The organism is Collinsella tanakaei (assembly GCF_016900375.1).
GTDB lineage: Bacteria > Actinomycetota > Coriobacteriia > Coriobacteriales > Coriobacteriaceae > Collinsella.
Genome location: NZ_JACJKB010000005.1, coordinates 120,916 through 146,627, shown reverse-complemented (window position 1 = coordinate 146,627; position 25,712 = coordinate 120,916). Strand labels below are relative to the sequence as shown.

General features: G+C 60.3%; 17 protein-coding genes. 5 read left to right on the top strand and 12 right to left on the bottom strand.

The features are described from left to right. Window positions 1-9: 9 nt before the first annotated feature. Window positions 10-1,425, bottom strand: a complete 1,416-nt coding sequence (locus tag H6A16_RS04990; protein WP_204616674.1) for an S-layer homology domain-containing protein — start codon at window positions 1,423-1,425, stop codon at window positions 10-12. Window positions 1,426-1,954: 529 nt separating this feature from the next. Between H6A16_RS04990 and H6A16_RS04985 the strand changes: the two genes are divergently transcribed. The 3 genes from H6A16_RS04985 (at window position 1,955) to H6A16_RS04975 (ending at window position 3,718) form a co-directional block, all read left to right on the top strand. Further along, entirely contained in the window at window positions 1,955-2,227 is a 273-nt protein-coding gene (locus tag H6A16_RS04985; protein WP_204616673.1) for an autorepressor SdpR family transcription factor, read from the top strand. Beyond that, on the top strand, window positions 2,224-2,904 hold the full coding sequence (locus tag H6A16_RS04980) for an SdpI family protein (protein ID WP_204616670.1): 681 nt from the start codon (window positions 2,224-2,226) through the stop codon (window positions 2,902-2,904). The genes H6A16_RS04985 and H6A16_RS04980 overlap by 4 nt, the downstream gene beginning before the upstream one ends. Window positions 2,905-3,061: 157 nt before the next feature. Beyond that, window positions 3,062-3,718, top strand: a complete 657-nt coding sequence (locus H6A16_RS04975; protein WP_204616668.1) for an MBL fold metallo-hydrolase — start codon at window positions 3,062-3,064, stop codon at window positions 3,716-3,718. Window positions 3,719-4,378: 660 nt separating this feature from the next. Here the strand turns inward: H6A16_RS04975 and H6A16_RS04970 are convergent. The 11 genes from H6A16_RS04970 to H6A16_RS04920 all read right to left on the bottom strand — a co-directional run bounded on the left by H6A16_RS04970 (window position 4,379) and on the right by H6A16_RS04920 (window position 22,530). Further along, entirely contained in the window at window positions 4,379-7,513 is a 3,135-nt protein-coding gene (locus H6A16_RS04970) for a vitamin B12-dependent ribonucleotide reductase (protein ID WP_204616666.1), read from the bottom strand. Window positions 7,514-8,133: 620 nt separating this feature from the next. Then, window positions 8,134-12,699, bottom strand: a complete 4,566-nt coding sequence (locus tag H6A16_RS04965; RefSeq protein ID WP_204616663.1) for a vWA domain-containing protein — start codon at window positions 12,697-12,699, stop codon at window positions 8,134-8,136. 498 nt (window positions 12,700-13,197) lie between these two features. Continuing rightward, window positions 13,198-13,929 (bottom strand): recombinase family protein, encoded by a 732-nt coding sequence (locus H6A16_RS04960; RefSeq protein WP_239458211.1) that lies wholly within the window; start codon window positions 13,927-13,929, stop codon window positions 13,198-13,200. Window positions 13,930-14,833: 904 nt separating this feature from the next. Then, window positions 14,834-17,341, bottom strand: coding sequence for an ATP-binding cassette domain-containing protein (locus tag H6A16_RS04955; RefSeq protein ID WP_204616661.1), 2,508 nt, complete (start codon window positions 17,339-17,341; stop codon window positions 14,834-14,836). Window positions 17,342-17,462: 121 nt separating this feature from the next. After that, the gene (locus H6A16_RS04950; RefSeq protein ID WP_204616660.1) at window positions 17,463-18,290 is read right to left on the bottom strand and encodes a Cof-type HAD-IIB family hydrolase; all 828 of its coding nucleotides are present in this window, start codon (window positions 18,288-18,290) and stop codon (window positions 17,463-17,465) included. Between the two features lie 96 nt (window positions 18,291-18,386). After that, window positions 18,387-18,752, bottom strand: coding sequence for a hypothetical protein (locus H6A16_RS04945; RefSeq protein ID WP_204616659.1), 366 nt, complete (start codon window positions 18,750-18,752; stop codon window positions 18,387-18,389). A gap of 88 nt (window positions 18,753-18,840) precedes the next feature. Further along, window positions 18,841-19,677, bottom strand: coding sequence for a PTS system mannose/fructose/sorbose family transporter subunit IID (locus tag H6A16_RS04940; RefSeq protein WP_204616658.1), 837 nt, complete (start codon window positions 19,675-19,677; stop codon window positions 18,841-18,843). Between the two features lie 2 nt (window positions 19,678-19,679). Then, window positions 19,680-20,540 (bottom strand): PTS mannose/fructose/sorbose/N-acetylgalactosamine transporter subunit IIC, encoded by an 861-nt coding sequence (locus H6A16_RS04935; RefSeq protein WP_204616657.1) that lies wholly within the window; start codon window positions 20,538-20,540, stop codon window positions 19,680-19,682. Window positions 20,541-20,627: 87 nt separating this feature from the next. Continuing rightward, the gene (locus tag H6A16_RS04930) at window positions 20,628-21,122 is read right to left on the bottom strand and encodes a PTS system mannose/fructose/N-acetylgalactosamine-transporter subunit IIB (RefSeq protein WP_204616655.1); all 495 of its coding nucleotides are present in this window, start codon (window positions 21,120-21,122) and stop codon (window positions 20,628-20,630) included. An 89-nt stretch (window positions 21,123-21,211) separates the two neighbouring features. Continuing rightward, on the bottom strand, window positions 21,212-21,643 hold the full coding sequence (locus H6A16_RS04925) for a PTS sugar transporter subunit IIA (RefSeq protein WP_204616653.1): 432 nt from the start codon (window positions 21,641-21,643) through the stop codon (window positions 21,212-21,214). Window positions 21,644-22,059: 416 nt separating this feature from the next. Then, a complete protein-coding gene (locus H6A16_RS04920) occupies window positions 22,060-22,530 on the bottom strand; it encodes a MarR family winged helix-turn-helix transcriptional regulator (RefSeq protein ID WP_204616651.1) in 471 nt (156 codons plus the stop codon). A gap of 278 nt (window positions 22,531-22,808) precedes the next feature. On the opposite strand from H6A16_RS04920, the gene H6A16_RS04915 reads away from it, so the two are divergent. Together H6A16_RS04915 and H6A16_RS04910 are read left to right on the top strand one after the other, a co-directional pair. Then, entirely contained in the window at window positions 22,809-23,792 is a 984-nt protein-coding gene (locus H6A16_RS04915) for a LacI family DNA-binding transcriptional regulator (RefSeq protein WP_204616649.1), read from the top strand. A gap of 491 nt (window positions 23,793-24,283) precedes the next feature. Continuing rightward, entirely contained in the window at window positions 24,284-25,690 is a 1,407-nt protein-coding gene (locus tag H6A16_RS04910; RefSeq protein ID WP_204616647.1) for a PTS transporter subunit EIIC, read from the top strand. The last annotated feature ends 22 nt before the right edge of the window (window positions 25,691-25,712 follow it).

The window sequence follows — 25,712 nt, the reverse complement described above, 5'->3', positions numbered from 1 at the left end:
GTTCAGCCGTTAACCCTGTGCGCCCGCAATGAGGTTCATCAGGATCGCAGCCATCTCGGCACGTGTGCAATCGCGGGTCGGCTGCAGCTCGCGGGAGCCATCGTCCATCTCCGCGCCGCTGAGAATACCCTCTGCAACGGCCCAGGACATGGCGTCGGTAGCCCAGTCGTGAATCTGGCCGGCGTCCGGATAAACCGAAAGATCAGCGCGAGCGGAAATGTCGGCGCCCAGGTGGCCGGCAGCGTTCATGATCACGCATGCGGCCTGCTCGCGGGTCAGTGCGTCATCCGGAGCGAAGGTGGAACCATCGCCGTAACCGTTGAACGCACCCACCTCAAGCGCCCAGGAGACATAAGGTGCGTACCAGGCGTTCGGGTCGCAGTCAGAAGGCAGCGCGCCGACCTCGACCTCGGGCTTACCTGCGATGTTGTACAGCACGGTAGCCATCTGCGCGCGGGTCAGCACGTCGTTCACGCCGAACAGATCGGAGTCGTCGTATCCGCTCATGTAACCGCTCTGCCACACCCAGGTGACCGATTCGGCATACCAGTCGTCCGCGGAGACGTCCGCAAAGGGAGGCTCGGTGCTGGGCAGCGCATCCTCAACGGCCAGGGCGATCAACTGGTGGCCGTAGGCGTTAGGATGGAAATCGAGGTTGAAGTCGTCGATATACGAGTAATACGTATCACACGGGTTCTCTTCGGCCGCCTCGAAAGCGCCGTACGCATCCGCCATGATCACGTCGTACGGAGCGCAGAACATGTTGAGCGCCGCGTTCAGCTGGTTTACGCCCTCGTCGACAGCCTCGACGATCTGGGCGGCAGCGGGGTTGTCGATGTGCCCGTACGGGTTGTACTGGTTCACGATGACGACCGTCGCGTCGACGTTCGCATCGCGAATCAGGGTCAGCGCCGCCCCCAGGTTGTCCGAGAGCTGCAGCAGAGCCGCCGAGGCCTGCCCGGACATCGGGAAGGCGTCGATGCTCTCCATGATCTGCACCAGAGCAGCCAGGTCGGCGCTTCCGCTCTCAAGCATCTCGCGCACGTAGTCGGGGCTCACATCCTCGCCGAGCACCGCAGCGAGATACGCATACAGCGCATCCATGAGGTCGTTGCCGCCGATGGTGATGGTGATGATGTCGGCGTTGGAGACTGCATCCATGACGCCATCCGTGTTGTCCTGCAGCTGGGCGAGCAGATTCTCCGAGGTCCACCCTTCAGGCTGCGCGTAATTCGTAAGCGCGACGTCGATGTCCTGGACGATAACCTCCGGGAACGACAGCTCCTCTTCCTCGAGACCGTAGCCCGCTGAGATGCTGTCGCCTAAGGCGACATAGGCTCCCTTCTCCACGGCGAAGGCGCTGGCAGGCAGCAGGCCGAAGCAGAGCGCCAATATGCAAAGCAGTCCGAATACCCGTCTTTTCATGCTACGCTTCCTCCTTATCTCGAGGTTAGGAACGGCGTGGCGGACGAGCTGGCCGAGTCATCCGGCTCGCCCAAAACACATCTCAAAGGTACGGGGAAATGCGCCGGTCCATGCCACCCGATAGATGGGAAAAACGGGTAATGTGCCTCCGGAACGAACTTCGAACGGTTCGCGCCGCCTCCGGAAGCGCATATTCAGAAGTTAACCAATATGAACAGCCGGTTTTCAGCATATCTTTGGCATCCTGCGAAGTAGCCAGGGTTTTGCACGTGTTCAGAACTCGTAATACCGCAGGTCAGAGGCTTGACCATGTTCCGGTTATCTTGTTGTACTCACGAGTGCAGCAAAGATGTACTGAAAACCGGCTGTTCATAGTGGTTAACTTTCACTGCGAGCGCCACGTCGCAGCGAAATCGTGGGTCCACCGCACCGTCAGTCCACATGGGAGCTCAAGATCGGCCCGCTTTGCCCGATTAGTTCGATGATTTTCTAACTATTAGGGTATACTGCCCGACGAAGGGAGGTTTCTATGGCTGGAGATGGATTCAAGGCGCTATCCGACCCCACGCGGCGGCGGATTCTCGAGCTGCTGGGCGAAGGCGACCTCACCGCCGGGGAAATCGGGGCCCATTTCGACATGACCAAGGCGACACTCTCCCACCATCTCGACGTCTTGCGCGAGGCGGGACTCGTCAGCTCCGAGCGCCATGGGCGCAATGTCGTCTACAGCCTGGAAACCACCGTCTTGCAGGGCATTATCGCCTGGTTCTACGACATCACGGACAAGGAGCACCAGCAATGAAGCAGCACCTTTCTAAAGGCGAGCTCGCGTTTTGGAGCGTCCTTGCGGCGCTCGCCCTTATCAACATCATCGTGTTCGTGCTCCTGCTTCCCACCATGCCCGACCAGCTTCCCACCCACTGGGGAATCTCGGGCGCCGTCGACGACTGGAACGACAAGGAGGTCTCCATCGGACTCGCGTTCATGCCGCTGATCATGACCGGCCTGATGTTTGTCGTCCCGCGCATCGACCCCAAACGGCACAATTTCGAGCGGTTCTCCGGCATCTACCGCACGTTCACGGCGGCAATTTGCCTACTTATGATAGCCGTTACCTGGATCGGCCCGCTCACCGCCTGGGGATACCTCTCGCCTGACGGAGGGCTCATCAACACAGCTCTCTTCGGCATCTTCGGCCTGCTGTTTATCGGCTTGGGCAACTATCTTCCGCGCGTCCGGCCCAACTTTACCTTCGGAATCCGCACGCCCTGGACGCTTGCCAGCGAAGAGGTCTGGCGCCGCACGCATCGTGCATCGGGACCGGTGTTCATCGCAGCGGGTATAGCGACGCTCATCGCGGCGCTGTTTGCCACAACGCTCCACGAGGTCGCGTTTGCCGTCATGCTCGTCTCGATTCTCGGGGCGACCGTCTTTGCAGGCGTGTATTCATACCTGGCGTGGCGCAAGCTGGGTGCGTAGGACGCCGCAGCGAGGCGCATAGCCCCTGGGCACATCACCAATCTGTAAGCATCGCGTGTTGAGCGCGCTTGCCCCGATACCGTTGCCACGTCCCGGGTACAAAGGGAGCGTGGGCACGTTGCCGCCCCGCTCCCGTATCCGCACAGAAGGGACAGCCATGGCAAACACGTTCAATCTCGATAACATCCGCGTGCTGACGCATAGCGCCATCCGTATTCAGAGCAATGCCGGCACCGTCGTATATGTAGACCCGTACAACCTTACTGACGAGACGCACGATGCGGACTTCGTGCTGGTAACCCACGCGCATTACGACCATTTCTCGCCCGAGGACATCGCACGCGTGGCGAAGGAGGGCACCGAACTCGTAGCGCCGGCATCGATGGCGGATGACGCTTCCCGGGCGGGACTCCCCTACCGCTCGGTGGAAGCGGGACAGCGCCTCGAACTCGCCGACATCGCGGTTGAGGTCGTTCCCGCCTACAACGTTGAGCCCGAGCGCCAGGGATTCCACCCCAAGCCTCGCGAGTGGGTCGGTTACGTGCTGACCGTCGACGGCAGCCGCATCTACATCGCCGGCGACACCGATCAGAACCCCGACAACTCCGAGATCTCGTGCGATATCGCCCTCATCCCCATCGGCGGCACCTACACGATGGACCCGCATCAGGCAGCGACGCTCATCAACACCATCTCGCCGCGGGTCGCAATCCCCACGCACTACGGCAGCGTTGCGGGCAGCATGGACGACCCGGATACCTTCAAGGCGGAGGTCAACTCTGATATCAAAGTCGTCATCAAGCTCGAGCGCTAAGAGCGCGCATCGCGTTGTCCCCTCTTCCTGAAGCCGCCCGGCGCCCCCACGCGCCGGGCGGCTTTCTGCAAGTTTGGGGACAGGTCCCGAACTTTCACGGCAACATCTCGCGCACGGCGGACAACCGACAAGTTTGTACCTGGCCCCATCTTGTCGGAGACCGTGACTGTGCGTTTTCGGAACATCACCTGCCATCGACTGTGCGCCATCGGAACATCCCACGCCCCAAGGTGTTCCGATAGCGCACAGTCAAACGGCGCAAAACGTTCCGAAGGCGCACATAGACAATCGGCAGGCATGCACCCAGGCCCGTCCGACCCGAAAGCATGACGCTGGGAACCGTCCTAACTGTCACGCTACCGACAAGTTTGTACCTGGCCCCATCTTGTCGTCACCTACAACGGAGACGGCCGGCTGAGGTGCCGCAGATTGCCGTGAAAGCCGAAGGCGCACGCCTAGCGTGCGGCGCCCGAAGGCTTGAACGGCAAGGTGCGGTGCCTCAGCCGGTCGCTGGGATCAGTCAACCTACCACGGAGACGACCGGCTCCAGTGCCGCAGGTTGCCCCGAAAGAGGAGGGCATAGGCCTTGAGGCCATGCCCGACGATTGAGGGGCAAGATGCGGTGCTGGAGTCCGGTCGTGGGGATCGATCAACCTAAAATCAGCTGCAGCCGGTGGTAGTTCCACAGTCCATGCAGACCTTGCAGGTGCCGTTTTGGACCATGCGAGAGCTACCGCAGTTGGGGCAGGTGCTGCCATCGTACAGGCGCTCGCCGTGGATGGCCGTGTCGTGAACCGCCTTGTTCACAAAGGCTGTCGTGTAGCGATCCTTGCTATCGAAGGTGCCCGTCTCCTCGAGCAGCTCGTCCTGCTTGGCGGCGGTCAGGCGCGATAGCTCCTCATCGCTCACCGCAGGCTCGTCGTCGAACAGCGGGTCGGCAACAGCGGGCGCTGCGGCGGCCGGCGCGGGCACGGCACCCGCAACCTGCGCCCAGCCTTCGGGTTTGACCTGCACGCGCGTGTAGTCGCCCAGCTCGATGTCGATCACCTTGGAGATGAGGTCCGAGATGGAGTTCACGTACTTGATGTAGGGATGGCTCTGCACGAAACCGTAGGGCTCGTACATCTGGCCGCGCAGCATCTTCGAGATGCGCTCAGCGGGAATGCCGTACTGCAGCATGACCGAGATGGTCTTGGACAGCGAGTTGAGCAGGCCCATGATGGTCGTGCCCTCGCGATCGGTGGTCACGAACAGCTCGGAGATGTCGCCATCTTCGTTGCGGTTCACGGTGGTGTAGATCTTCACTCCGTCGATCTGCGCCAGGTGCGTGTGTCCACTGCGGATGCCCATGATGCGGCGGCGCTCGGCGGCAGGCTTTACGCTTGCCAGCTGCTCCTTCGCGCCGCGCGCGTACTCAAGCAGCGCCTCGTAGGACAGCTCGCCCAGGTCCTTTTCGCCCGAGTCTCCATCAAGCGAGGTATTGAGCGGCTGGGCGTTCTTGGAGCCGTCGCGGTAAAGCGTGATGCCCTTGCAGCCGGTCTTCCAGGCAAGCATGATGACATCCTTGAAATCCTGGACCGTAGCGGAGTTGGGCAGGTTGACCGTCTTGGAGATGGCGCCGGAAATGAGCGGCGTCATGGCAGCCACCATAAGCACGTGACCGCGCGGATCGATGTAGCGCTCACCCGTACCGCAGGTGTTGGCCGTGTCGAAGATCGCCAGATGCTCGTCGCGCAGGTGCGGGGCGCCCTCGATCTTGCCGTCGACGATCATGCCCTTGTCATCGACCGCCTGGACGTAGGCCAAGATCTCCTCGACCTCGTCCTCGGCATAGCCCAGGCGCCGCAGGGCATCGCCGATCACCGGATTCGCGATGGTCATGAAACCGCCGCCCGAGAGCTTCTTATAGATCATGTGGCTGAAGAACGGCTCGATGGAAGTGGCACCGCAGTCCATGGCGAACGAGATGGTGCCCGTCGGTGCCATGACGCTCACCTGCGCGTTGCGGTAACCGTACTTCTCGCCGAGCTCCTCGGCGCGCTTCCACGACGCGACGAGCGCCTGACCAAGATTGCCGGCACCCACGCTGTCGAGCAGCGCAAGGTCCACCGCGGGCGGCTGCACCGTCAGGTTCTCGTACTCATCCGTGCGCGCACCGGCCACGCGAGCGTGGTTGCGAATGACACGCATCATATGCGGACGGTTCAGCTCAAAGCAATCGAACGGCCCCACCTTGGCGGCCATCAGCGCGGAGACAGCGTAGCTGCGACCGGTCAGCGTGCCGACGAGCGCCGCACCGAGCGCACGGGCCTCGGGAGAATCGTAGGGCACGCCGTTTGCCATGAGCAGGCTCGCCAGGTTGGACAGGCCAAGACCCGTCGCGCGGAAGCGGTAGGTGCGGCGCGCGATATCGCGCGTGGGGAACTGGCCCCACTCGATCGATGCCTCGAGCGCCAGCTGCGCGATATCGATGGCATGCTCGTAGCCCTCGACATCAAACGCGCCGGTAGCCGGGTCGAAGAAGCGGTAGACGTTGATGGACCCGAGGTTGCAGCTCGAATCGTCCAAAAACGCGTACTCGCCGCAGGGGTTCGTGGAATTCAGGCGATTGTAAGGGGCACCGACCTGGCCGTCCTCACCCGCCGGACAGGTATGCCACTCGTTGAAGGTGTCGGAGAACTGCGGAGCGGGGTCGGCGCAGCGCCAAGCGCTCTCGTTGAAGACGTCCCAGATGTGGGCCACCGAAACATCGGTGTCCTTCGTGGGGTCGACGCGCCCGCGCAGGCGGTACGTGGCGTCCGGATCCGCCTCGAGGTTGTCGACCTTCTTCATGAACTCGTTGTCGATGCGCAGCGAGTTGTTGGAATTCTGGCCCGACACGGTGGCATACGCCTCGCCGTTGATGTCGCCGTCGTAGCCCATCTTCATGAGGGCGAGCGCCTTGTCTTCCTCGCGCGCCTTCCAGGTGATGAACTTCTCGATATCGGGATGGTTGATGTCCAGGCACACCATCTTGGCCGCACGGCGCGTGGTGCCGCCGCTCTTGATGGCATCGGCATTGCGATCGAGCCCGCGCAGGAAGCTCATGACACCGCTCGACACGCCGCCGCCCGAGAGTTTCTCGCCCTCGGCGCGCAGCGCGGAGAAGTTGGAGCCGGTGCCCGAGCCGCCCTTGAACAGTTTGGTTTCGGTAACGAACTCATCGGAGATGGAGTGGTCGCCCAGCAGCTTGTCCTCGACGGACACGATGAAGCAGGCGCTCGCCTGGGTGCGGGTGTACTGGTCGGCCGACTCCACCACCTCGCCCGTGGAAGGATCGACGTAGAACATGCCCTGCGGCTCGCCCTTGATACCGTACGAGCGCTCGAGGCCCGTGTTGAACCACTGCGGCGAATTGGGGGCAAAGCGCTGGTCCAGAATCATGTAGACGAGTTCGTCGTAAAGAATCTGCGCCTGCTCGCCCTCTGCCACCAGGCCCTCCTCGATGAGCGCGGCAACCCAGAAGTCGACCATGCGGTGGGCAACCTGGCGCATCGAGGTCTCGTGACCGCAGCCCGGCACACCAGCGCGACGGAAGTACTTGGACGCAATGATGTCCACGGCATTTTGCGAATAGCGCGCGGGGAACTCCAGATCGTGCATGTCGCACAGGACTCTACCGGTCTTGTAGTCGGTCAGGTGCACGTCGCGGGTCGTCCACTCGAACAGGTCGTAGACGGTTTTACCTGCGTTTTCGGGTACGTCGAGGGCGGTCGTGAACCTTCGGGTGATGAGCTCGTCAATCGTCTTGGCCATCAGCTACCTCGCTTCCATCGGGTAGGTAAAGTGTGTCACGTCGCGTGGACATGTTTTTGAGCTTGCGGACGGCGCGGCGGTGCTTCGAGCGAAGCGGCACCGCGGTGGCCAGCGATACTGATTCTATCAAGGTGAGCTTGAAGGTTTGCCAACATATTGTTTGCATCCGTGAACGGTACCACTATATGTTGTGTTGCTCCTCCCATTCGAGCTGTGGGAACCACCGGGAGCGCAGCTCATTTGGCCACTGCATGTAGAAAGCGGGGCTATCGGGATACCGTCATATTGCAGCATCGTGAACTTTTCGTTGGCACGAGCGATGCGGGCGGAAGCGATCAGTCCCGCCGCTTGAAGCATGCTGAGCGTCGAAACAAAAACGGCCCGGCACCAGGGGTCGGATCTGGTGCCGGGCCAACAGGTCCGGTTCACGGGTCGGGTATGAACCGGACGGCGCCACGCGACTCGAACACATGAGCCGGGCGCTATAAGCTCACCCGGGTGGATTGCATCCCGGCGTGGCTTCGGGGTTAGGCGGTGCAGACATCGCCCGGATGGCTGCACCGCGGCGTCGCGCTGCGCGGGTCAGCGTGCAGGCAGCAGACGCTTTGATCGGAGTCGTGCTACTTGCGACGACGACGGATGGTGATACCGACGCCAGCAGTGCCGGCACCGACGAGCGCGATCAGCGGAATGACGGCACCCGCCACATCTCCTGTCTGGGGGATGTTGCTACCCGAAGGCTTGTCGGAGTCGGTCGGGGTGGGATCGGGCGCCGGGGTCGGCTCCGGCGTGGGCTCAGGCGTGGGCTTCGGATCAGGAGTCGGTTCGGGCTCGGGAGTCGGCTCGGGGTCCGGCGTCGGCTCGGGCTCAGGATCCGGCGTGGGTTCGGGCTCAGGATCCGGATCAGGAGTGGGATCGGGGTCCGGATCAGGCGTCGGATCGGGGTCCGGCTTGGGATCGGGATCCGGCGTCGGGTCGGGATCCGGCTCATCCGAGTCGCCATCCCAGACCAGCACGAACGGCGAGAAGTCGCTTACCGTGAACTTGATGCCGTAGGGAGTCCTCTCCACGTTCAGCACGGTCTTGTTAGCGCCGGAAACTTCGTCCTCGATTTCGCCGGTACCCATCTCACGGTCGAGACCCTCGAAGTGCACGAGGTGGAACTCGGTGTTCTCATCAGTCCCAGTCGGATACGGCCAGTAGACCGTCGTGGGCTCGCTCGCGGTCAGCCACACGTTGCCGTTGTTCGCATCGACCAGATCGAGGTACTTTGCCTGATACTGAGGATTGGAGAAGGTTACCCCTTCGGCAGCAAGAGCCTCATCGGTTGCATCCTTGAGCAAGCCAGCGTAGTTCTCATCGGTGCCAGCGTCGTCACCACTCACGACATCATCGAAAAGCAGAGACGGGGCAACATCCTCGCCAGCAACGTCAACCTGGCTGTCGTTGATGTAGTAGGTCGTATCTGCAGGATGCTGAGCAAAAGCCTTGCCGGGGTTCTTCGCCACAGCCTCGACGAGGTCGTCATCGCTCGTCACGACATCGGTAACCACATCATCCTGTTCTCCCGTAACGTAGCGGATGGTGAGCTCGCCCTCGCCAAGCGCCATCTTAGTGCGATACGTAGCCCCCGCGTAATTCTCGCTCTCAGGGATTTTGACTTCAAATACAACCTGATCGTTCTCAACGAGTTCCGTGTAGAGCTTCATCGTGTACTGCTGATACAGCCTATCAACTTCACTCGGATTAAAGGTGTCGTTTGTGAACGTCTGACCATCCTCAGAGGTGAACCGCAGACGAACGGGCACGGCTTCCATACCGGCCGCCTCCTGCTCGTCGGTCAGAACAGGGACGATACGGTAGATGAACTTGCCATTCGCATTCGAATCATCGACGCTACCGACAGAAGTGTTGTCGCCGTAGCGTTCGAGCTTCCAGTGCAGCTCACCATTCTCGACGTCGTAGCCCTCGGTATAAATCGTCATGTACCCTGAAAGATCGGCAGGATCGTCAAGATCGTCGGCAAGGTCAGCATCGACAAACGCCTGGTTGATGTAATCCGGCAGCGTAAAGAAGAAGCCAGGCTCGGGCAGCGAGTTACTAGAAGTGTACTCGCCATTCTCACCGCTTACGACGCCCTCGTAGCCCTCATCGCCACCCATGTAGATAGTGATATCGGCAGGAGTCACGGTAACCGTACCGACCGCATAGCTCACCGTAGGCTTGCGGAAGTTCTCGGGCAGGCCCTCGTTGCCGTTACTGTCAACGGGATATAGCGTAGCCTCGTTGTTGGTATACAAGGCAGTCGAGCCGGAATCACCGTCCGCATCGTAGACGCCATGCTGCTGGTTGTCCTCAGCGGGATTCGTGAGTCGCACCGCATAGGTCAGCTGCACGGGAGCAAAGTTGCTCACCGGCACGTTGATCTTCCAGACAAAGTGCTCATCGTTGGCACCCTCGGCACTATCGGCGTAGTAATAGAGCTCGTACGGGTACTTGCCGGCCTGCTCGCCCGAGACAATCTTCTCTCCGAAGCCATAAGCCGCCGTCGACCCATCGGCATTATCGATGGGCGCAACATCAAGCATCTGCTTGTTGCCGTTCTCTTCACTGCCAACCGTGAGGCTTAGGCGCTCGACCTTATTCACAAAGTCAAAGTTGTAGAGGGAGCCCTTGTCGTCCGTACCATTTCCCATGTAGTCAACGACCCTAGAACCGGCATCGAGGAGATAGTAGATGTCGTTCTTGATGGAATCGAAAGATACCTCTTTCCCGTTCGCCAAGAAATCCATGAACGAAGATGCCCAGGGATGATCGGCGTTCGTCGACGCCTTCATCGCATAGCAGTGATACTTTTCCGAAGCCTCTTGATAGACCTGCTGCGTCAGGCACAGCGCCTTATCGATCGACATTGCATGGTCGGAACGGTCATCGTAGGAGATGAAGCTCTCGTAGGGACCTTCGTATGGGAAATCATACTGGTCGCCGTCGGCCATTATTTGCTGGCCAACCTCCTCGAGCCATTCATTCCAATTCGCAGGCGCCTCGTTCGAGTCGTACTTTGTTTTCCAGTTATCGGGGCCGGCAAACACATTAGTTTTATCCCCGTTCTGGAGTCCAATCGCGGTCGGGCTCTCGTTATACATATAGGTGATGCCATCGCTCACGAAGATAAGATACTTCCGGGTGTCAGCCACCGACGTATCCTCATCCAGCATCTTCACACCCGCAAGCAAGCCGGCATGGGTGTTTGTGCCCGAAGAAATATCAAACTTGATCGCGTTCTCAATCTCGGAAAGATTGTCGTCAGTCAACTCAGTAAGCGGCAGTTGAACGTTTGCTTTCTTGTTGAAAATAACAACGCCGACTTTTACTTTTGCGCCGGACTCTTCAATCTGACCGTTAAGGTCAGCAAGCATCTTAATTGCTTCATCCTCCAAGTCGGCACTCGTCGACTTGTCGAGAACAAAGACAACATCGGAAACCAGCTCGACCTCAGCCGAGGGAAGCGACAAGGTTACCTCAGATTCGTAATTCTCATCCAGATTGGTCGCCGTCTTAGATTTGGACGTGGTCCAGTCAGGCTCATCCGAATCGCCGGGTTCGAGCGGCAGGAGATCATGAGCCGCCTTGAGGGCCAGGGGCCCCGTTACTGCATAGTCATTGGCATTGGCATCGGCGTCACCATTGTCCTGATCATCGGCAAGCAGAGAGACCAGCACGCTCATGGGAGAAGCAGCCTCGGCGCTCGCAATCTGCTCCGGGTCGAACTTCTCGGCATAGAGCGGTGCGTTATGAGCCTCCCAACGTTTAGCAGAGTCGAACTCTATAGCGCCATCATTGACAACCGCACCGTCAAGATACCAGCCGTCGATTTCGTCCTCGCAGTCATCGACAGCCCCATTGATGCCAACCCCATCGAGTTTCCAACCGTTACCGACATTGGAGAAGCTAATGGTGCTTGTCGTGTTGTTGTAAATGTCATCGCCATCGGTTGCCGCATGGTTGTTGTAGACCACTGCGTCACTCGGCAAAGTCAGGTTCGCATTGGCGCCGCTGTTATAAATACCGCCACCATGACTCGAGCCGCCCTTGTCGTTGAGATTGCCCGTGATCGTGAGCTGAACGCCCTCTTCAAATACAACCTTGCCGTTGTTCGACAGGCCGCTGCAATAGTTATCGACAATGTTGACGATCGCGCCGCTTGCTACACGACCATCCGTCACGCCACTCGTGAGCTTCAGGCCTGCGAAATCTCCTCTGCCAGAATTACCCTTGACGTCAACCGTGCACGAACCGTCCACAGCGAATTTGCCCGACGCGTACATTCCGTAGTAGCCATTACCCTCTGAGAGGAAATAGGTGTTCTCGGAAAGAACGACATCACCTGCGGAAAGACCATGACCGGCATTATCGATATAAGAAATCTTGGAATTTACCGCGGTAAAATTGCCGCCATTAGAAGCATTAGCCGTGCAGTTCTTCACGGTAAAGGTCGAATCTTTGACGTAAATCTCCGGGCTGTTGACGTATCCGCGGTTCGTGCCGTCGATCAGGAATGTACTGTTTCCTGTAACGGTAACTTTTGCGGCGCCCGCGGTGTCGAGCTGCAGGCCCTGGCCCTCTTTACCAGCGGTATTCTGTCCGTAAATCTCAAAGGTCGAGCCATTGGAAACGGCAATCTCCGAATCCGCGTTCATGTATATCGCATTGCGAGAGTCCCTGTTTTCGGTGGTGCTTTCTCCTCCCACCGTCATCTTGAACGATGCGCCATTTGTCACGACAAGCTTTCCCGACAACGAGAGCATGAGCCATGGCGTAGGGCCCTCCGGAGATCTCCACTCTACCGATACGCCCGCACCATCGAACGTCAGCACACGAGAGGAATCGTTCAGACCGAAGCACATCCAGCCTTCACCGTTGCTGGTGAGCTGCTTGTTTATTTCAATCTTGCCGTTACCCTTGAAGGTAAGAGTCTTGTTGAAACCCTTCGTCAGCTCACAGTCAGCAAGCAGCTCGATAGTCGAGCCCTCTTCTGCAGCTTCCACCGCGTCATCAAGCGTGGCGTACCCCACGTCCCCAATCTTCGCCACGTCGCCTTCGGCGGCGTGGGCGGAGAGCGGCAGCGCGAACATCATCGCCAAGGCAACGACCAGCGCAAACGCTCCCCTCTTCAGCTTGTGCATAGCAAACCTTCCTTCCGTTTCAGCGTTGCCCCGCCCGTCGTCGCAAACATCAAGCGGCGCTATCTTTTCGGGCGTGCCGCCGTAAAGCCGCACGCCCGGAGCTGCCTCGCAGCTGCAGGGCGGAAGTGAATGGAAGGATCGGTTGAACGAAGGCTTTATCCCAGCCTGCAAAAAGCATCTGGAAAACGCGACAACTATCCTGCCTGAGCAGGCACTTTATCGAATCTTCAGCCCTCCGCTCACGCCTACTTAAGTAGACCTTTGCGAAAGGGTGCACTAGCATACGTATTTATGTGGTAGTTGGTTCGATTTCTCCCCATCATCAGGGGGAATGACCATACGAACTGCATCCGCGTGGCAGCAAGGCAACGTGGATTGGGAAGACGGAAAGGTCTACCTTTTTACGCAATATTCTGCGTCTTTTTTCAATCTGGCGCCCGACCGACGCGATGGGTTATTGTATTCCGACCGCTTTCTGTCCGCTGTGCCAGCCGCGGACTACCTATCCTCGCGTAACCATTTCTCAAACGTGGTCCGAGAAACGCCTAGACGCATCGCCGCCTCGGCGTGTGTCAGCTCTCCCCCTCCCACGAGCTCCTTTATCGCCCAGTACTCTTTGGGCTTGGGCAGAGGCGGACGACCCAGGCGAACACCGCGCACCCTCGCCGCCGCGATGCCTTCCGCTTGCCGCTGCCGGATGTTCTCGCGCTCAACCTGCGCCACATAGCTCAGCAGCTGAAGCATCATGTCGGCGATAAACGTTCCGGTTAGGTCTCGATCGGTCGAGCGCGTATCCAGCAGCGGCATGTCGAGCACCACGATGTCGATCTCGCGACGCTTCGTGAGCTCCTGCCATTGCTCGAGGATCTCCTTGTAGTTGCGTCCCAACCGGTCGATGCTCGTCACCACCAGCACATCGTGCGGCCCCATGGTCCCCATAAGCAGCTGGTAATTCGGCCGCTCGAAATGCACACCGGAATAATGGTCCACGAAGATCCGATGCTCCTCCAAAGGAAACGCCCTCAACGCATCGATCTGTCTGCTCACGTTTTGGTCTCTTGTCGAGACCCGCGCGTACCCGTAACTGGTCATACCCTTTCCTTTCACATCGGCTGAAATCGCTACGCCGTATGTGCCCATTCGCAAGACGATGGGCCGGATAAAGGTTTCTTGTAATTGACGCGCATTGATGAAGGTAGCGGCCAGCAGGGCAGCTCGCTCGAACGGCATGCGGATGAGGGAAGAATTCTCGGCAGCATTGGGCGGGAGAAGCGCTCACCGCCAACGTAGATGCCAGCGTCTCGCAGGGCATAATCAAAGGCAGCCTGCGCAGGCGAATGAAATACGGACCCAGGTGGTATACTGAAGATGCCAGCGAAGCCCGTCTGTTGTTAACTGTGGCGCGGGCGACGCAGGTCATTGAATCAAGAGCCCGGTTGCCGCCGGGCTCTTATCATCTCGTTGCGTCATCCGACTTTGCGCTTTCTCCCCTTCCACCGATCATGCAACTCAAAAAGCGTCTTCACGGTGCTCGCAATAGTTGCGAGGGCATTAAGAAGATTCAGGATCATATCCATAGGCGATCGCCTCCTTATCGGTGGCGCCGCCCGCGCTCGGACTTCGCTGGCGATAAGAAGTATACCCAGTGAGATCTCTTATTTGCTTTTTATTATTTGGAATGGCGGCAGCTATCCATCTCACACGACTACACGAGCTCCTCGGCGATGTGGCGGCTTGCGATGATGTGAAATCCCCACCCTAATTTCGCGCACGCCCGAGGGCGACAGCGCGGACGGGCGGCGGCGCCCAGTCAAGCCGAGTGCATCAAACTGCCCCAACGGCGTCGTGTCATGCATATTTCCAGGTGATCCGTCGAATCGTACCCAAGCCGAGCAATATCTTGTATTGTTTGGGGCACGTTTTTTCAGCGCCGTTCGCCCATCGGCGGAAGAGCGCCGACATTTCCGCAGGTCGTTCCTGCGACTTTGCTAAGGGTCTCCGCTCGATGGGAAACCGCACCGAAAATCGTACCCCGGTTAATACCCTACCTATATTCACTGGTTTTAAGCCGCTCACAGGAAGCGCCAACCATCCTTGCGCGCCCGTTTCTTGTGAAATAACCCCTGTCCTTATTTCACCTCAGCTCCTCGGCGATGTAGCGGCCCGTGATGGACTCCTCGTAGGCGGCGACCTGCTCCGGCGTGCCGGCGCAGACGATGCGCCCGCCGTCATCGCCGCCGCCCGGGCCCATGTCGATCACGTAGTCGGCGTTCGCGATCATGTCGAGGTCGTGCTCGATCACCACCACCGTGGCTCCGTTGTCGATCAGCCGCTGCAGCACGCGCAGCAGCACCTCGACATCGAGCGGGTGCAGGCCGATCGTGGGCTCATCGAACACGAAGAGCGCGTCGCCCTGCTTGCGCGTGAGCTCGCTTGCCAGCTTCAGACGCTGCGCCTCACCTCCCGAAAGCGCCGGCGTGGCCTCGCCGAGCGTCAGGTAGCCCAGGCCCAGATCGTGCAGAACCTGCAGCTTGGCCTTCGCCGTGCGCAGGTTCGTATCGGCCAATACCTCGAGCGCCTGGTCAACCGTATACGACAGCAGCTCCGGCAGCGAGATATCGCCTGCGAGCTTGATGCCGTACGCGGCGCGACCATAGCGCGCGCCGCCGCAATCGGGGCACGGGATGTCCACGTCCGGCAGAAACTGTACGTCGAGTGAGATCTGCCCCGTGCCGTCGCAGGTGGGGCAGCGCAGCGAACCGGTGTTGTACGAGAACGCGCCCGCCTTGAGGCCGCGCTCGCGTGCCTCGGGCAGCTTGGCATACGCCCGGCGCAGGTCGTCGAGCACGCCGGAGTACGTGCCCACCGTCGAGCGCACGTTGGCGCCGATGGGCGTGGCGTCGATGAGGTTCGCACGCAGGATCCCGTCGGCTTCCACGGAGCGCACGTGCGCGGGCAGCGCCTCGCCTGCAATGGCTGCGCGCAAACCCGGAATAAGGCTTTCCAGCACGAGGGTGGTCTTGCCCGAGCCCGACACGCCGGTCACCGCGGTGAGCCTGCCGCGCGGGATATCGACCGACAGCGGCTTCACCGTGTGGATGGCATCTGTATCCAGGTGAATCGCCCCGTTGGCGAAAACATGCTCCGCCGCCGCACGCTCGCGCACGCGCACGGAGCGCGCGCCGGACAAAAACGGCCCGATGCGCGTTTCGGGCGAGGCCTCCACCTCGGCCACTGTGCCCTGCGCGATAATGCGTCCACCGTCCGCACCCGAACCGGGACCGATCTCGATTAGGTGATCGGCCTGGCGCAGCACGCGCACGTCGTGGTCGACAAGCACCACCGAGTTGCCGTCCGCCAGAAGGTCGTCCACCACGCCGAGCAGGCCTTCGACATTGGACGGATGCAGGCCGATCGACGGCTCGTCCAGCACGTAGAGCACACCGCAGGTCCGGTTGCGCACCGCGCGCGCCAGCTGCACGCGCTGCCGCTCGCCGGTGGAAAGCGTCGAGCTCGCGCGGTCGAGCGAAAGGTAACCCAGACCCAGCTGCTGCAAGCGCTCGATGGGCTCTGCCATCTCGGCACAGATCGTCTGCGCCATGGCGCGCATGGCGTCAGGGCAGGTAGCGGGCACCGTCGGCACCCAAGCAGCAAGCTCATCCAAGGTCAAAGCCGTGGCGTCCGCAAGCGTCATGCTGCCGATCTGCGGCCCACGGGCGCGCTCGGACAGGCGCGTACCATGACAGTCGGGGCACACGTCCTCGCGCAGGAACTTGGACACGCGCGCCAGGCCCTTCTCGTCCTTCGCCTTCGACAGTGCGTTTTCCACCGTGTACACCGCGTTGAAGTAGGTGAAATCCAGCTCGGCGAAGTCATTTCCCTTCTTGGGCTGGTAGAGGATGTGCTTCTTGACCGCCGGACCGTGGAAAACGATGTCGCGCTCCTCGGGCGTGAGCTCGCAAAACGGCACGTTCGTGCGTACGCCCATGGCGCCGCACACCTGCTTCATGAGGTCCCACATGAGCGAGCCCCACGGCAAAACAGCACCGTCGTCGATGGAGATAGACTCGTCGGGCACGAGCGTCGCCTCGTCAACCGTGCGCACGATGCCCGTGCCGCCGCAGGTCGGGCAGGCGCCGCCGCTGTTGAAGGCGAGGTCCTCCGCGCCCGGCCCCATGAACTGCACGCCGCAGATGGGACAGGTCGTCATCTGCCCGAGGGCCACATCCATGGACGGAGGCACGCGATGGCCGTTGGGGCACACATGGCTGCCCAGGCGCGAGAACAGCAGGCGCAGGTAGTTGAGCAGCTCGGTCGAGGTGCCGAACGTGGAATGCACGCCGGGGATGCCGGGACGCTGACGCAACGCCAGCGCAGCGGGCACATGCAGGACCTCGTCCACCGTGGCGCGGCCGGTCTGCGCGATGCGCCGGCGCGTGTAGGTGGACAGCGCGTCCAGATAGCGGCGCGACCCTTCCGCATAAAGCGTGCCAAGCGCCAGCGAGCTCTTGCCCGATCCGGACACGCCAGCGATGCCCACAAGCTGACCCAAGGGGATGTCCACATCGATGTTCTTCAGGTTATGCACCCGCGCGCCGCGCACCTGGATGTGGCTCGGCTGCTCGTACCCCTTGCGCTCCATGGGCTCTCCTCCTTTGTGACGAATCAAGTATAGAGCGCATATGGGGGGCGTGCCGCCTTCGGTCGAATCACGTCGACCGAAGGCGGCACGCCCCCGTTGGCAAAGCTGTCGCTGCAAGGACCTACTGGCGATTCATCATCAGCTCCATGAGGGTCAGCGCAACGCCGTTTTCCGCATTGGAATAATCTGTCACGTGCGCGGCATGCATGATGACCTCCTCTGGCGCGTTGGCCATGGCGTAGCTATTAGGCACTGCGACGAGCATGTCGATATCGTTGCGACCATCGCCAAACGCCACCGCGTTGTCGATCGAAATCCCAAGATGGTCGCAAACCACCTCTACACCTTCGGCCTTGGATGCGGCACCGCTTGTCACCTCGCAAAGCGTTGCAGAGGAGCGCGCAACTGTAAGCTGGGGATATGCTTGCGCGATATCGTGCTCGGCGCGCTCGATATCGTCGGGGTCTCCCATGAGGAGAAACTTATGGATGCCCCGCTCGTCGAACGCGGTGCGCATGTCGACACACTGCGCCTTGAGCGTGGTGATGCGTTCCTCGTTCTGGATGCGCGGATCGCTGTCGTCATCGCACGCCCATGTATGGAACCCATATTCCGAGCAGCACAGATGCGGAAACTCCGCATCGAGAAACGCCTTGATCTCGCACGCGGTCTCCAAGTCGATGGGATGGCTCAGCAGCTCGTTACCCTCCTCATCGAGTACATACGCCCCTCCGTAGCAGATGAGCGGGCCCGAAAAGCCCATAGCGCGCTGAATGGTCGTAAGACCTTCGGGCATGCGTGCCGACACGAGTACAAAGGGAATCCCCAACCCAACAAGCGCCTGCACGGTTGAGCACGACGCGGGAATCACCCGGTGCTCGGCATCGAGCAGCGTACCGTCAACATCGGTGAATACGATACGGATATCGTGAGCGTGCGCATAGTTCATTGCGCAAATCCCTCCTCATTCAAAAGAAGACGGGCATCTATCTGAACGGGGGCGCTCCCGCAGCCATGCCCTGCGCGAACGCCCCCGAGGAGGCCCTTATGAGTTCCTGGCTCCCGCCCGCTTCGCCGCGTCCGCGTCCTTTTTGCTTCGCGGACGCAACAGCTCCTGCACATCGACCCCTGCATCGGTGAGCATGTTCTCGACGTTGCGCTTGCCACGGTTGATGCCTACGGTAAGCACGATCGAAGCGGGGACACCGACCACCAAGCATGCAATCCCGATGGTCACGGCGATGCCCTGGGCGGCGTTGGTCCCCCAAAGCCCCAAGATGAACCCGATGGCCACAAGCGAATACGCAAGCCTCTTCCAGACACCGAGCCGCGCGAGCGCTCCGGACTGCATGCGGGCCTCGCGCATGATGTCGGCACGGCTCCAACCGGACGTATCAAGGGGCGTAAGCATGGAGAACTCCTTAGAAATTCGAGCGGGATGCGGGCGTGGAGGCGCCCGTATCCCCGTATAGCTGACCTACGACGATAGCGCTCGCGCCTTACGCGGTGGGCGCTGCGATCGTAGCGGCACCGAAGAAGCCGACTGCCGCGCCAACGAACGCGATGGCAAGGAGAATGAGCATCGTGATGATGGGGCTGATTTTCTTCTTAGCCATGAGCCACCAGCAGAAGATGGTGAAGATGAGCGGCAGAAGCTTGGGGAAGACGCCGTCGAGCGTACCCTGGAGCGTGCCGCCACCGGGAAGCTCGAGCGCAGTGGTGATGGAGACCCACGTCGCCGCGACGGCGCCGATGACCATGGTGCCGATCATGACGATGGAGTCGCGCAGCGCGGTAGCGTTAGGGCCGACGAGTGCCTCGACCGCAGCGCCGCCCAAGTCATAGCCCGTATAGAACGCAAAGCGCATACCGAAAAATGCCAAGAGGTTCCACACGACGATGTAGAAGATCGGGCCGAGCACAGAGCCACCCTGCGACAGACCGAGTGCGATGCCCAAAAGAATCGGGATCAGCGTACCGACGATAAGCGAGTCGCCGATGCCGGCCAAGGGACCCATCAGACCGGCGCGGATGCCGTTGATGGTCTCGTCGTCGATGGCCTCGCCGTTGGCGCGGGCCTCCTCGAGACCGACCGTCACGCCGACGATCATGGAGCCGATCTGCGGCTCGGTGTTGAAGAACGCGGAGTAAGTCTTGAGCGCCTTGACCTGGTCGTCCTTCTTCTCGTACAGGTCCTCGACAATCGGCAGCATGGAGACGAGATAGCCGAACGTCTGCATGTGCTCCTGCGAGAAGCAGGTCAGGTGGCCGTAGTACCAATTGCGGAAGGACTTGGCCAAAGCCTTCTTGGAAACCTTTTTGCTGTAGTCAGCCATGATTAGATATCCTCCTCATCGTCATCATCGGAGCCGGCGGTAAGCGAACCGGACGTACCCACATGCGCCAGCTTGCTGTTGATCGTGGAGATCTGGAAGTTGATCAGCGCGAAGAAGCAGGCGATGACGGAGCAGGCGATCAGGTTGCAGCCGAGAACGGCAGCAAGCGTGAAGCCGAAAAAGAACGTCAGGAAATCGGTGGGCTTGGAGATGACCTGCTTGAGCAGGATCGCGATACCGACGCAGGGCAGCAGCGAGCCGACCGCGAACAGGGTCTTCATGGGCAGGCCGTCCATGGGCAGGCTACCCATGATCACGTCGACCATATCCTGGCCGAAGTACACGATGACGAACGTCGGGATGAACGAGCAGATGATGTGCGAGATCCAGGGGAGCACCATGTCGACAACGTAGAGCTTGTGGGTCTGGCCGTTCTCCAGGGCCTTCCAGCCGATGGACTGCCACACCAGGTTGATGGTGGCGGTGCCGTAGAAGAGGATGGCGCCCAGGGTGCCGCAGGTCGCACCGAGCGTGGTGGCGAGAGCGGAAGCATCGGTGCTGTTGGGGTCGAGACCCTGAGCGTTAATCGCCATCATGGCCAGCGGGATACCGATATAGCAGGCCGCGCGGACATCGGCGGAAACGGTTCCGCCCGGGGTCACCAGCGCGATGTAGACGACCTGGATCGCCGCACCGACGATGATGCCAAGCGTCACGTTGCCCAAGATAAGGCCGACGATCAGACCGGCAACCAGCGGACGTCCCAACGTGTAGTTACCGATCGAGGTGCCTCCCATGCCGGGCATCGAGGCCAGGCAGGCAAACAAGCCCAGCAGCGCCGCCTGAAAAACATTGACTGTCATACGTACCACCTTTCACATAACTTGCCCCGCATCCTTAGGGCGATGGAGGTGTTCATCCGTCCAGACACGGACGGAAAAGAACCGAGATTAGTAACCGAACTGTCCGCGGAACTTATCCCACGAACCGATGCCCTTGTCGGGAATGAGACGGAAATCAACGGTATAGCCCGCCTTGGAAATGCGCTCCAGCGCATCGGCCTCCTCCTGCGTGATGGACTGGTTGTTGCCCAGCTTCACCGCACCAGGACGATCGTTGCAGGGTCCCACGATGACGGTCTTCACGTCATCGGGCACAAAGCCGAAATCTACAAGGATCTCTGCCATATCAAGCGGGTTCTTGGTGATAAGGAAATAGCGGGTCTTGCTCGAAAGGACGGTATCCGCCTTCTCCTTGAAATGGTCCATAGTCCACACGAACGTCTTCTTATCTGGCGCCGCGCTCTTATAGGCGCTCTTGAGCACCGGGTTCGAAGCGGCGGCATCGTTCACGGCGATGATGCCGTCGCAGGGATACTCCACCGCCCAACGCGTCACGGTCTGACCATGGATCATGCGGTCATCGATACGTACGAATGAAATCATCTTGCATCCTTCCCTTGTGATGATTAACGCCTTGATCTATCTCGAAAATTGCCTGGATACCGGGACACACCCGTGACAGGCCTCCGGTCCTAAAGGTCCTCGTCTTCGTCCTCGTCCGCTCCGGAAACCTCGAGCTCGCGAACACCCGAGCGGCCCTCGTTAGCGATCTCGACGCGGATATCGGCGGAATCCGCAGCGTCGAGCTTCATAAGCGCGGCGATGGCCATGGGCAGGTTCATGCCGCCGAACACGACCGCAGAAGACAGCAGCCCGCGCTCCTGCAGCACGTTCATAGACAGCGTGAGCGGAGAACCGCCAGCGATATCGCCCAGCAGGACGATCTCATCCTGCTCGCCAATAGCAGAAACCATCTCACGGAATCGACCCGTGAAGTCGTCAGCACCCATGCCGTCCTCCAGGCTGGTGCTCAGCACCCGCGGATTCTCTCCCATCAGCATCTTGAGAACGCTGTGGACGCCCTGGGCAAGTGTTTCGTGACTTACCAAAACCAAATAACGCATCGCCTTCCGCCTTTCTCTCAATCCACTGTTCGCGGCATCACCGTATTGCATGCCTCGTGGGCAAGGCCGCGGGTTGCACGCGGCCTTGCCCACATCACACGTCGGATATCGCCCGTTGATGATTGGCGAAATAATTATTGCTGTTAACTATATCGTGTTGAGATTATTACCGGCGAACGGTACCTCATCATCCCGTTAACGGTATTAACTATTCTGTCTTGAAACCAAACGGTAGGAAATCGCCGGTAAGCGGTATTTTCCTATATCATCTGGCTAAGATGTTGCCCTAGAAGCTGTAACGCCAAGTGACAACCATCGCAATGGGTGCAACGAATAACGCGCTCGCTGCGTGTGGGGCACACCATCTCCGCAACGAGCGCGCATCTGTCAGCATATCGAGAATGCAGCGGGCTTCCCTACGATCTCTGCTTCTTTCGCTTGGATTTCGGCTCGCCGCTGATCACGTTCTCGCGATCATACGTGATGCTGTACGCCTTCTCGAGCACCGACACGAGCTCCGCCGCGTTTTCGCCACCGAGCGCCTGCAGCTGCGACGCAACAGCGGCTACGCTGCCATCACCTTGGCGTTTAGCATGCTCGATGCCCTCCTCGGTCACACGCACGAGCACCTTACGGCGATCCTGATCGTCATTGCGGCGAGAGACATAGCCCTTCTCCACCAGCGCATCAAGAATGCGCGTCATACGGGGGCGCGTATAGCCCAATTTGTCGGCCAGGGTCGACGGATTGAATTCCTCTTGATTATCGGATAGGTACTGCAACACGGGGGATTCGCCCACAGCAAGTGAGCGAGCGGTCCCGAGTGATCCCTTCGCCAACCCCTGCGAATAGACTATGAGCTTTCGCGCAGCCTCTTCGTAATCCATGCATACTCTCCCGTGGCGAGCGCCATAACGGCGGTGCCTTCCGACAAAACAAATAACACTGACAACTTTTTAACACAGGCAACGATTGTTTATACCCGTCAATCGACAGATGGCGAGAAAGCTCTCGCGGCGCGAAGTTCGACAGAGGTTTTCATATGGGGCTACGAACCCCAACAGAATGTCATGTGAAGGCCCCTATCCCGATTTCACGACCAGTCGATGTATGGAATCCTTCTCAGGCTTCGCGGTACAATCGGAAGCGTACGGAAGGAGCGGTTATGGATATCAACACCATTGCAAGCATGGCCGGCGTATCGCGCGCCACGGTTTCGCGGTATCTGAACAACGGATACGTTTCGCAGGAGAAACGAGCTGCGATCAAACGCGTCATCGACAAGACCGGCTACGTTCCCTCCCGCCAGGCAAAGACGCTGCGTACCGGCAAGACCGACGTCGTGGGCATCATCATCCCCAAGATCAATTCCGCCTCCATCTCGCGCATGGTCGCCGGCATCACATCGGTCCTCAACGACACGGGCTATCAGGTGCTGCTCGCCAACACCGACAACGACGCCGCGCGCGAGGTCGGCTTTCTGAAGCTGTTCACCGAGCGCCGCCAGGTCGACGGCATCATCCTGATCGCAACGGTATTCACGCCCGAGCACCAAGCCGCCTTGAAGGACCTGCATGTCCCCATCGTGATCTTGGACCAGGACCTGCCCGGGTACTCCTGCGTGCATCAAGACGACTACGACGCCGCCTGCGCCATCACGGAACTTGCACTGCGCCATGCCTCGCGCCCTGGCTACATCGGCGTCATGGAAGAGGACGTCGCCGCAGGTCACATGCGCCGCAAGGGCTTTATGGACACCTGCGCCGCGGCGGGCATCGAGGTGCCCGAGGAAGCCCTGGCCGTCGCCGAGTTCACCGTCGATGCGGGCTACACGGCCGCCGAGTCCATCATGCAGGCGCGCCCCGAAACCGATGCTCTCGTGTGCGCGACCGACTCCATCGCCTACGGCGCCCTCACCTACCTGCGCGAGCACGATATCGCCGTTCCGGAAGACGTGCAGGTCACCGGCATCGGCGATGGCGAGCTCTCGCAGGTGATCACGCCCCGGCTCACCACGGTGCACCACCACTACAAGACCTCCGGCGCCGAGGCGGCAAAGATGCTCATGGGCCTCATGACCGGCAACGACTCCGTGCCGCGTGAGGTCAAGATGGGATTCGAGGTCGTCGAGCGCGCTTCGACGCGCTAGCAACAGCCACCGACAGGATGGGGCCGGGTTCAAACTTGTCGTATGGAGGGGGGGGGGTTGGCTTTTCCAAAAGTTCCCACTTTGGATGACTTGGAAATCCCGGGCGGAAACAAGCTCCCTTTTGACCTCGTTGTTTGCGCAGGTAGAAGCGGCACTTATGCGAACTCGGTGCTTCCAAAGCGTCCAAAGTCCCCGCTTTTTGCAACAGAACCGAACACCTGATACCGTCCGGTCGCCATATGTCATCGACCGGCTGCTGGGGCAAGAGGATCGGAACGTCCGCTAACCGACGGGATGGGGCCGGGTTCGAACTTGTCGGCGACAAGTTCGAACCCGGCCCCATCCTGTCGGACGTTCACCGACGATTTGCTACCGCTCACAACTGAAATCGTTCTCACATTCCTGCGATGCACGAATTTGCGCTATTACTCAGTGTGTGGGAACGATTCCATATGAGAACATTCTCATGTGGACGAGGAGAGAGGGATACCATGGCACTTGATTACACCAAAGCCGCCCAAGAGATCCTAGACGCAGTCGGCGGTCCAGAAAACGTCGTATCCGCCGCGCACTGCGCCACCCGCCTGCGCCTGGTCATTGCCGACAACAGTAAGATCGACCAGCAGGCCGTCGACAACGCCGACGGCGCGAAGGGCAACTTCCAGGCTTCCGGCCAGCTGCAGGTGATCTACGGCACCGGCACCGTCAACAAGGTCTACGACGAGTTCATCCGCCTTGGCAACATCACCGCAGCCACCAAGGCCGAGGCCAAGGCCGCCGCAGCCGAGCAGCAGAAGAACCCGTTCATGCGCGCCATCAAGCTGCTGGGCGATGTCTTCGTGCCCATCATTCCCGCCATCGTGGCCTCCGGCCTGCTGCTGGGCATCATGAGCGCGCTGTCGTTCATGGACTCCAACGGCTTCATCACGCTCGACACCAACAACGCCTGGTATCAGATCCTGAACCTCGTCTCCAACACGGCGTTCACCTTCCTGCAGATCCTGATCGGCTACTCCGCGGCGAGCGCCTTCGGCGCCAATCCATACCTCGGCGCCGTCATCGGCATGCTGCTCATCAACCCGGGCCTGCAGAATGCCAACACCGTGGCCACTGAGGGCGTGCAGCAGACTTTCACCGTCATCCCCGGCCTGTACTCCATCGAATGGACCGGCTATCAGGGGCACGTGATCCCCATCGTCATCGCCGCCGGCATCCTCGCCTTTATCGAGAAGCGCCTGCACAAGGTCGTGCCCGAGGCCTTCGATCTGTTCGTGACCCCGCTCGTTTCCGTTGCCGCAACCGCCTACATCGTCATGCTCGCCGTCGGCCCCGTCTTCGTGTGGGCTGAGAACGCTATCCTCGGCGCCATCCAGCTGCTGCTCACCCTGCCGCTCGGCCTCGGCTCCCTCATCATGGGCGCCCTGTACGCACCGACCGTCGTCACCGGCATCCACCAGATGTACACCACCATCGACCTCGGCCAGATCGCGAGCTACGGCGTGACCTACTGGCTGCCGCTCGCCAGCGCCGCCAACATCGGCCAGGCTGGCGCCGCTCTCGCCGTTGCCCTCAAGACCCGCGACGTCAAGATTCGCTCCCTCGCCTTGCCCTCCTCGCTCTCCGCGTTCATGGGCATCACCGAGCCCGCCATCTTCGGCGTGAACCTGCGCTTCTTCAAGCCCTTCGTCGCCGGCTGCATCGGCGGCGGCCTGGGCGCCATGTTCGCCTCCATCGTGGGTCTCGCTGCCGCGGGAACGGGCGTCACGGGCATCTTCGGCATCCTGCTGTGCCTGAACCAGCCGCTGCAGTACATCATCATGTTCGCGATCGCGGGCCTGGTCGGCTTCGCACTCTCCTTCTTCCTGTACAAGGACCCCGAGGCGGATGCCGCCGCATAGCCACCCCGCCGCGTCAACTTGT

What these genes read in the sequence shown, in the direction of transcription:
- H6A16_RS04990 (WP_204616674.1), bottom strand. Translation starts at nt 1,425, where the DNA reads ATGAAAAGACGGGTATTCGGACTGCTTTGCATATTGGCGCTCTGCTTC.
- H6A16_RS04985 (WP_204616673.1), top strand. Translation starts at nt 1,955, where the DNA reads ATGGCTGGAGATGGATTCAAGGCGCTATCCGACCCCACGCGGCGGCGG.
- H6A16_RS04980 (WP_204616670.1), top strand. Translation starts at nt 2,224, where the DNA reads ATGAAGCAGCACCTTTCTAAAGGCGAGCTCGCGTTTTGGAGCGTCCTT.
- H6A16_RS04975 (WP_204616668.1), top strand. Translation starts at nt 3,062, where the DNA reads ATGGCAAACACGTTCAATCTCGATAACATCCGCGTGCTGACGCATAGC.
- H6A16_RS04970 (WP_204616666.1), bottom strand. Translation starts at nt 7,513, where the DNA reads ATGGCCAAGACGATTGACGAGCTCATCACCCGAAGGTTCACGACCGCC.
- H6A16_RS04965 (WP_204616663.1), bottom strand. Translation starts at nt 12,699, where the DNA reads ATGCACAAGCTGAAGAGGGGAGCGTTTGCGCTGGTCGTTGCCTTGGCG.
- H6A16_RS04960 (WP_239458211.1), bottom strand. Translation starts at nt 13,929, where the DNA reads ATGCCGTTCGAGCGAGCTGCCCTGCTGGCCGCTACCTTCATCAATGCG.
- H6A16_RS04955 (WP_204616661.1), bottom strand. Translation starts at nt 17,341, where the DNA reads ATGGAGCGCAAGGGGTACGAGCAGCCGAGCCACATCCAGGTGCGCGGC.
- H6A16_RS04950 (WP_204616660.1), bottom strand. Translation starts at nt 18,290, where the DNA reads ATGAACTATGCGCACGCTCACGATATCCGTATCGTATTCACCGATGTT.
- H6A16_RS04945 (WP_204616659.1), bottom strand. Translation starts at nt 18,752, where the DNA reads ATGCTTACGCCCCTTGATACGTCCGGTTGGAGCCGTGCCGACATCATG.
- H6A16_RS04940 (WP_204616658.1), bottom strand. Translation starts at nt 19,677, where the DNA reads ATGGCTGACTACAGCAAAAAGGTTTCCAAGAAGGCTTTGGCCAAGTCC.
- H6A16_RS04935 (WP_204616657.1), bottom strand. Translation starts at nt 20,540, where the DNA reads ATGACAGTCAATGTTTTTCAGGCGGCGCTGCTGGGCTTGTTTGCCTGC.
- H6A16_RS04930 (WP_204616655.1), bottom strand. Translation starts at nt 21,122, where the DNA reads ATGATTTCATTCGTACGTATCGATGACCGCATGATCCATGGTCAGACC.
- H6A16_RS04925 (WP_204616653.1), bottom strand. Translation starts at nt 21,643, where the DNA reads ATGCGTTATTTGGTTTTGGTAAGTCACGAAACACTTGCCCAGGGCGTC.
- H6A16_RS04920 (WP_204616651.1), bottom strand. Translation starts at nt 22,530, where the DNA reads ATGGATTACGAAGAGGCTGCGCGAAAGCTCATAGTCTATTCGCAGGGG.
- H6A16_RS04915 (WP_204616649.1), top strand. Translation starts at nt 22,809, where the DNA reads ATGGATATCAACACCATTGCAAGCATGGCCGGCGTATCGCGCGCCACG.
- H6A16_RS04910 (WP_204616647.1), top strand. Translation starts at nt 24,284, where the DNA reads ATGGCACTTGATTACACCAAAGCCGCCCAAGAGATCCTAGACGCAGTC.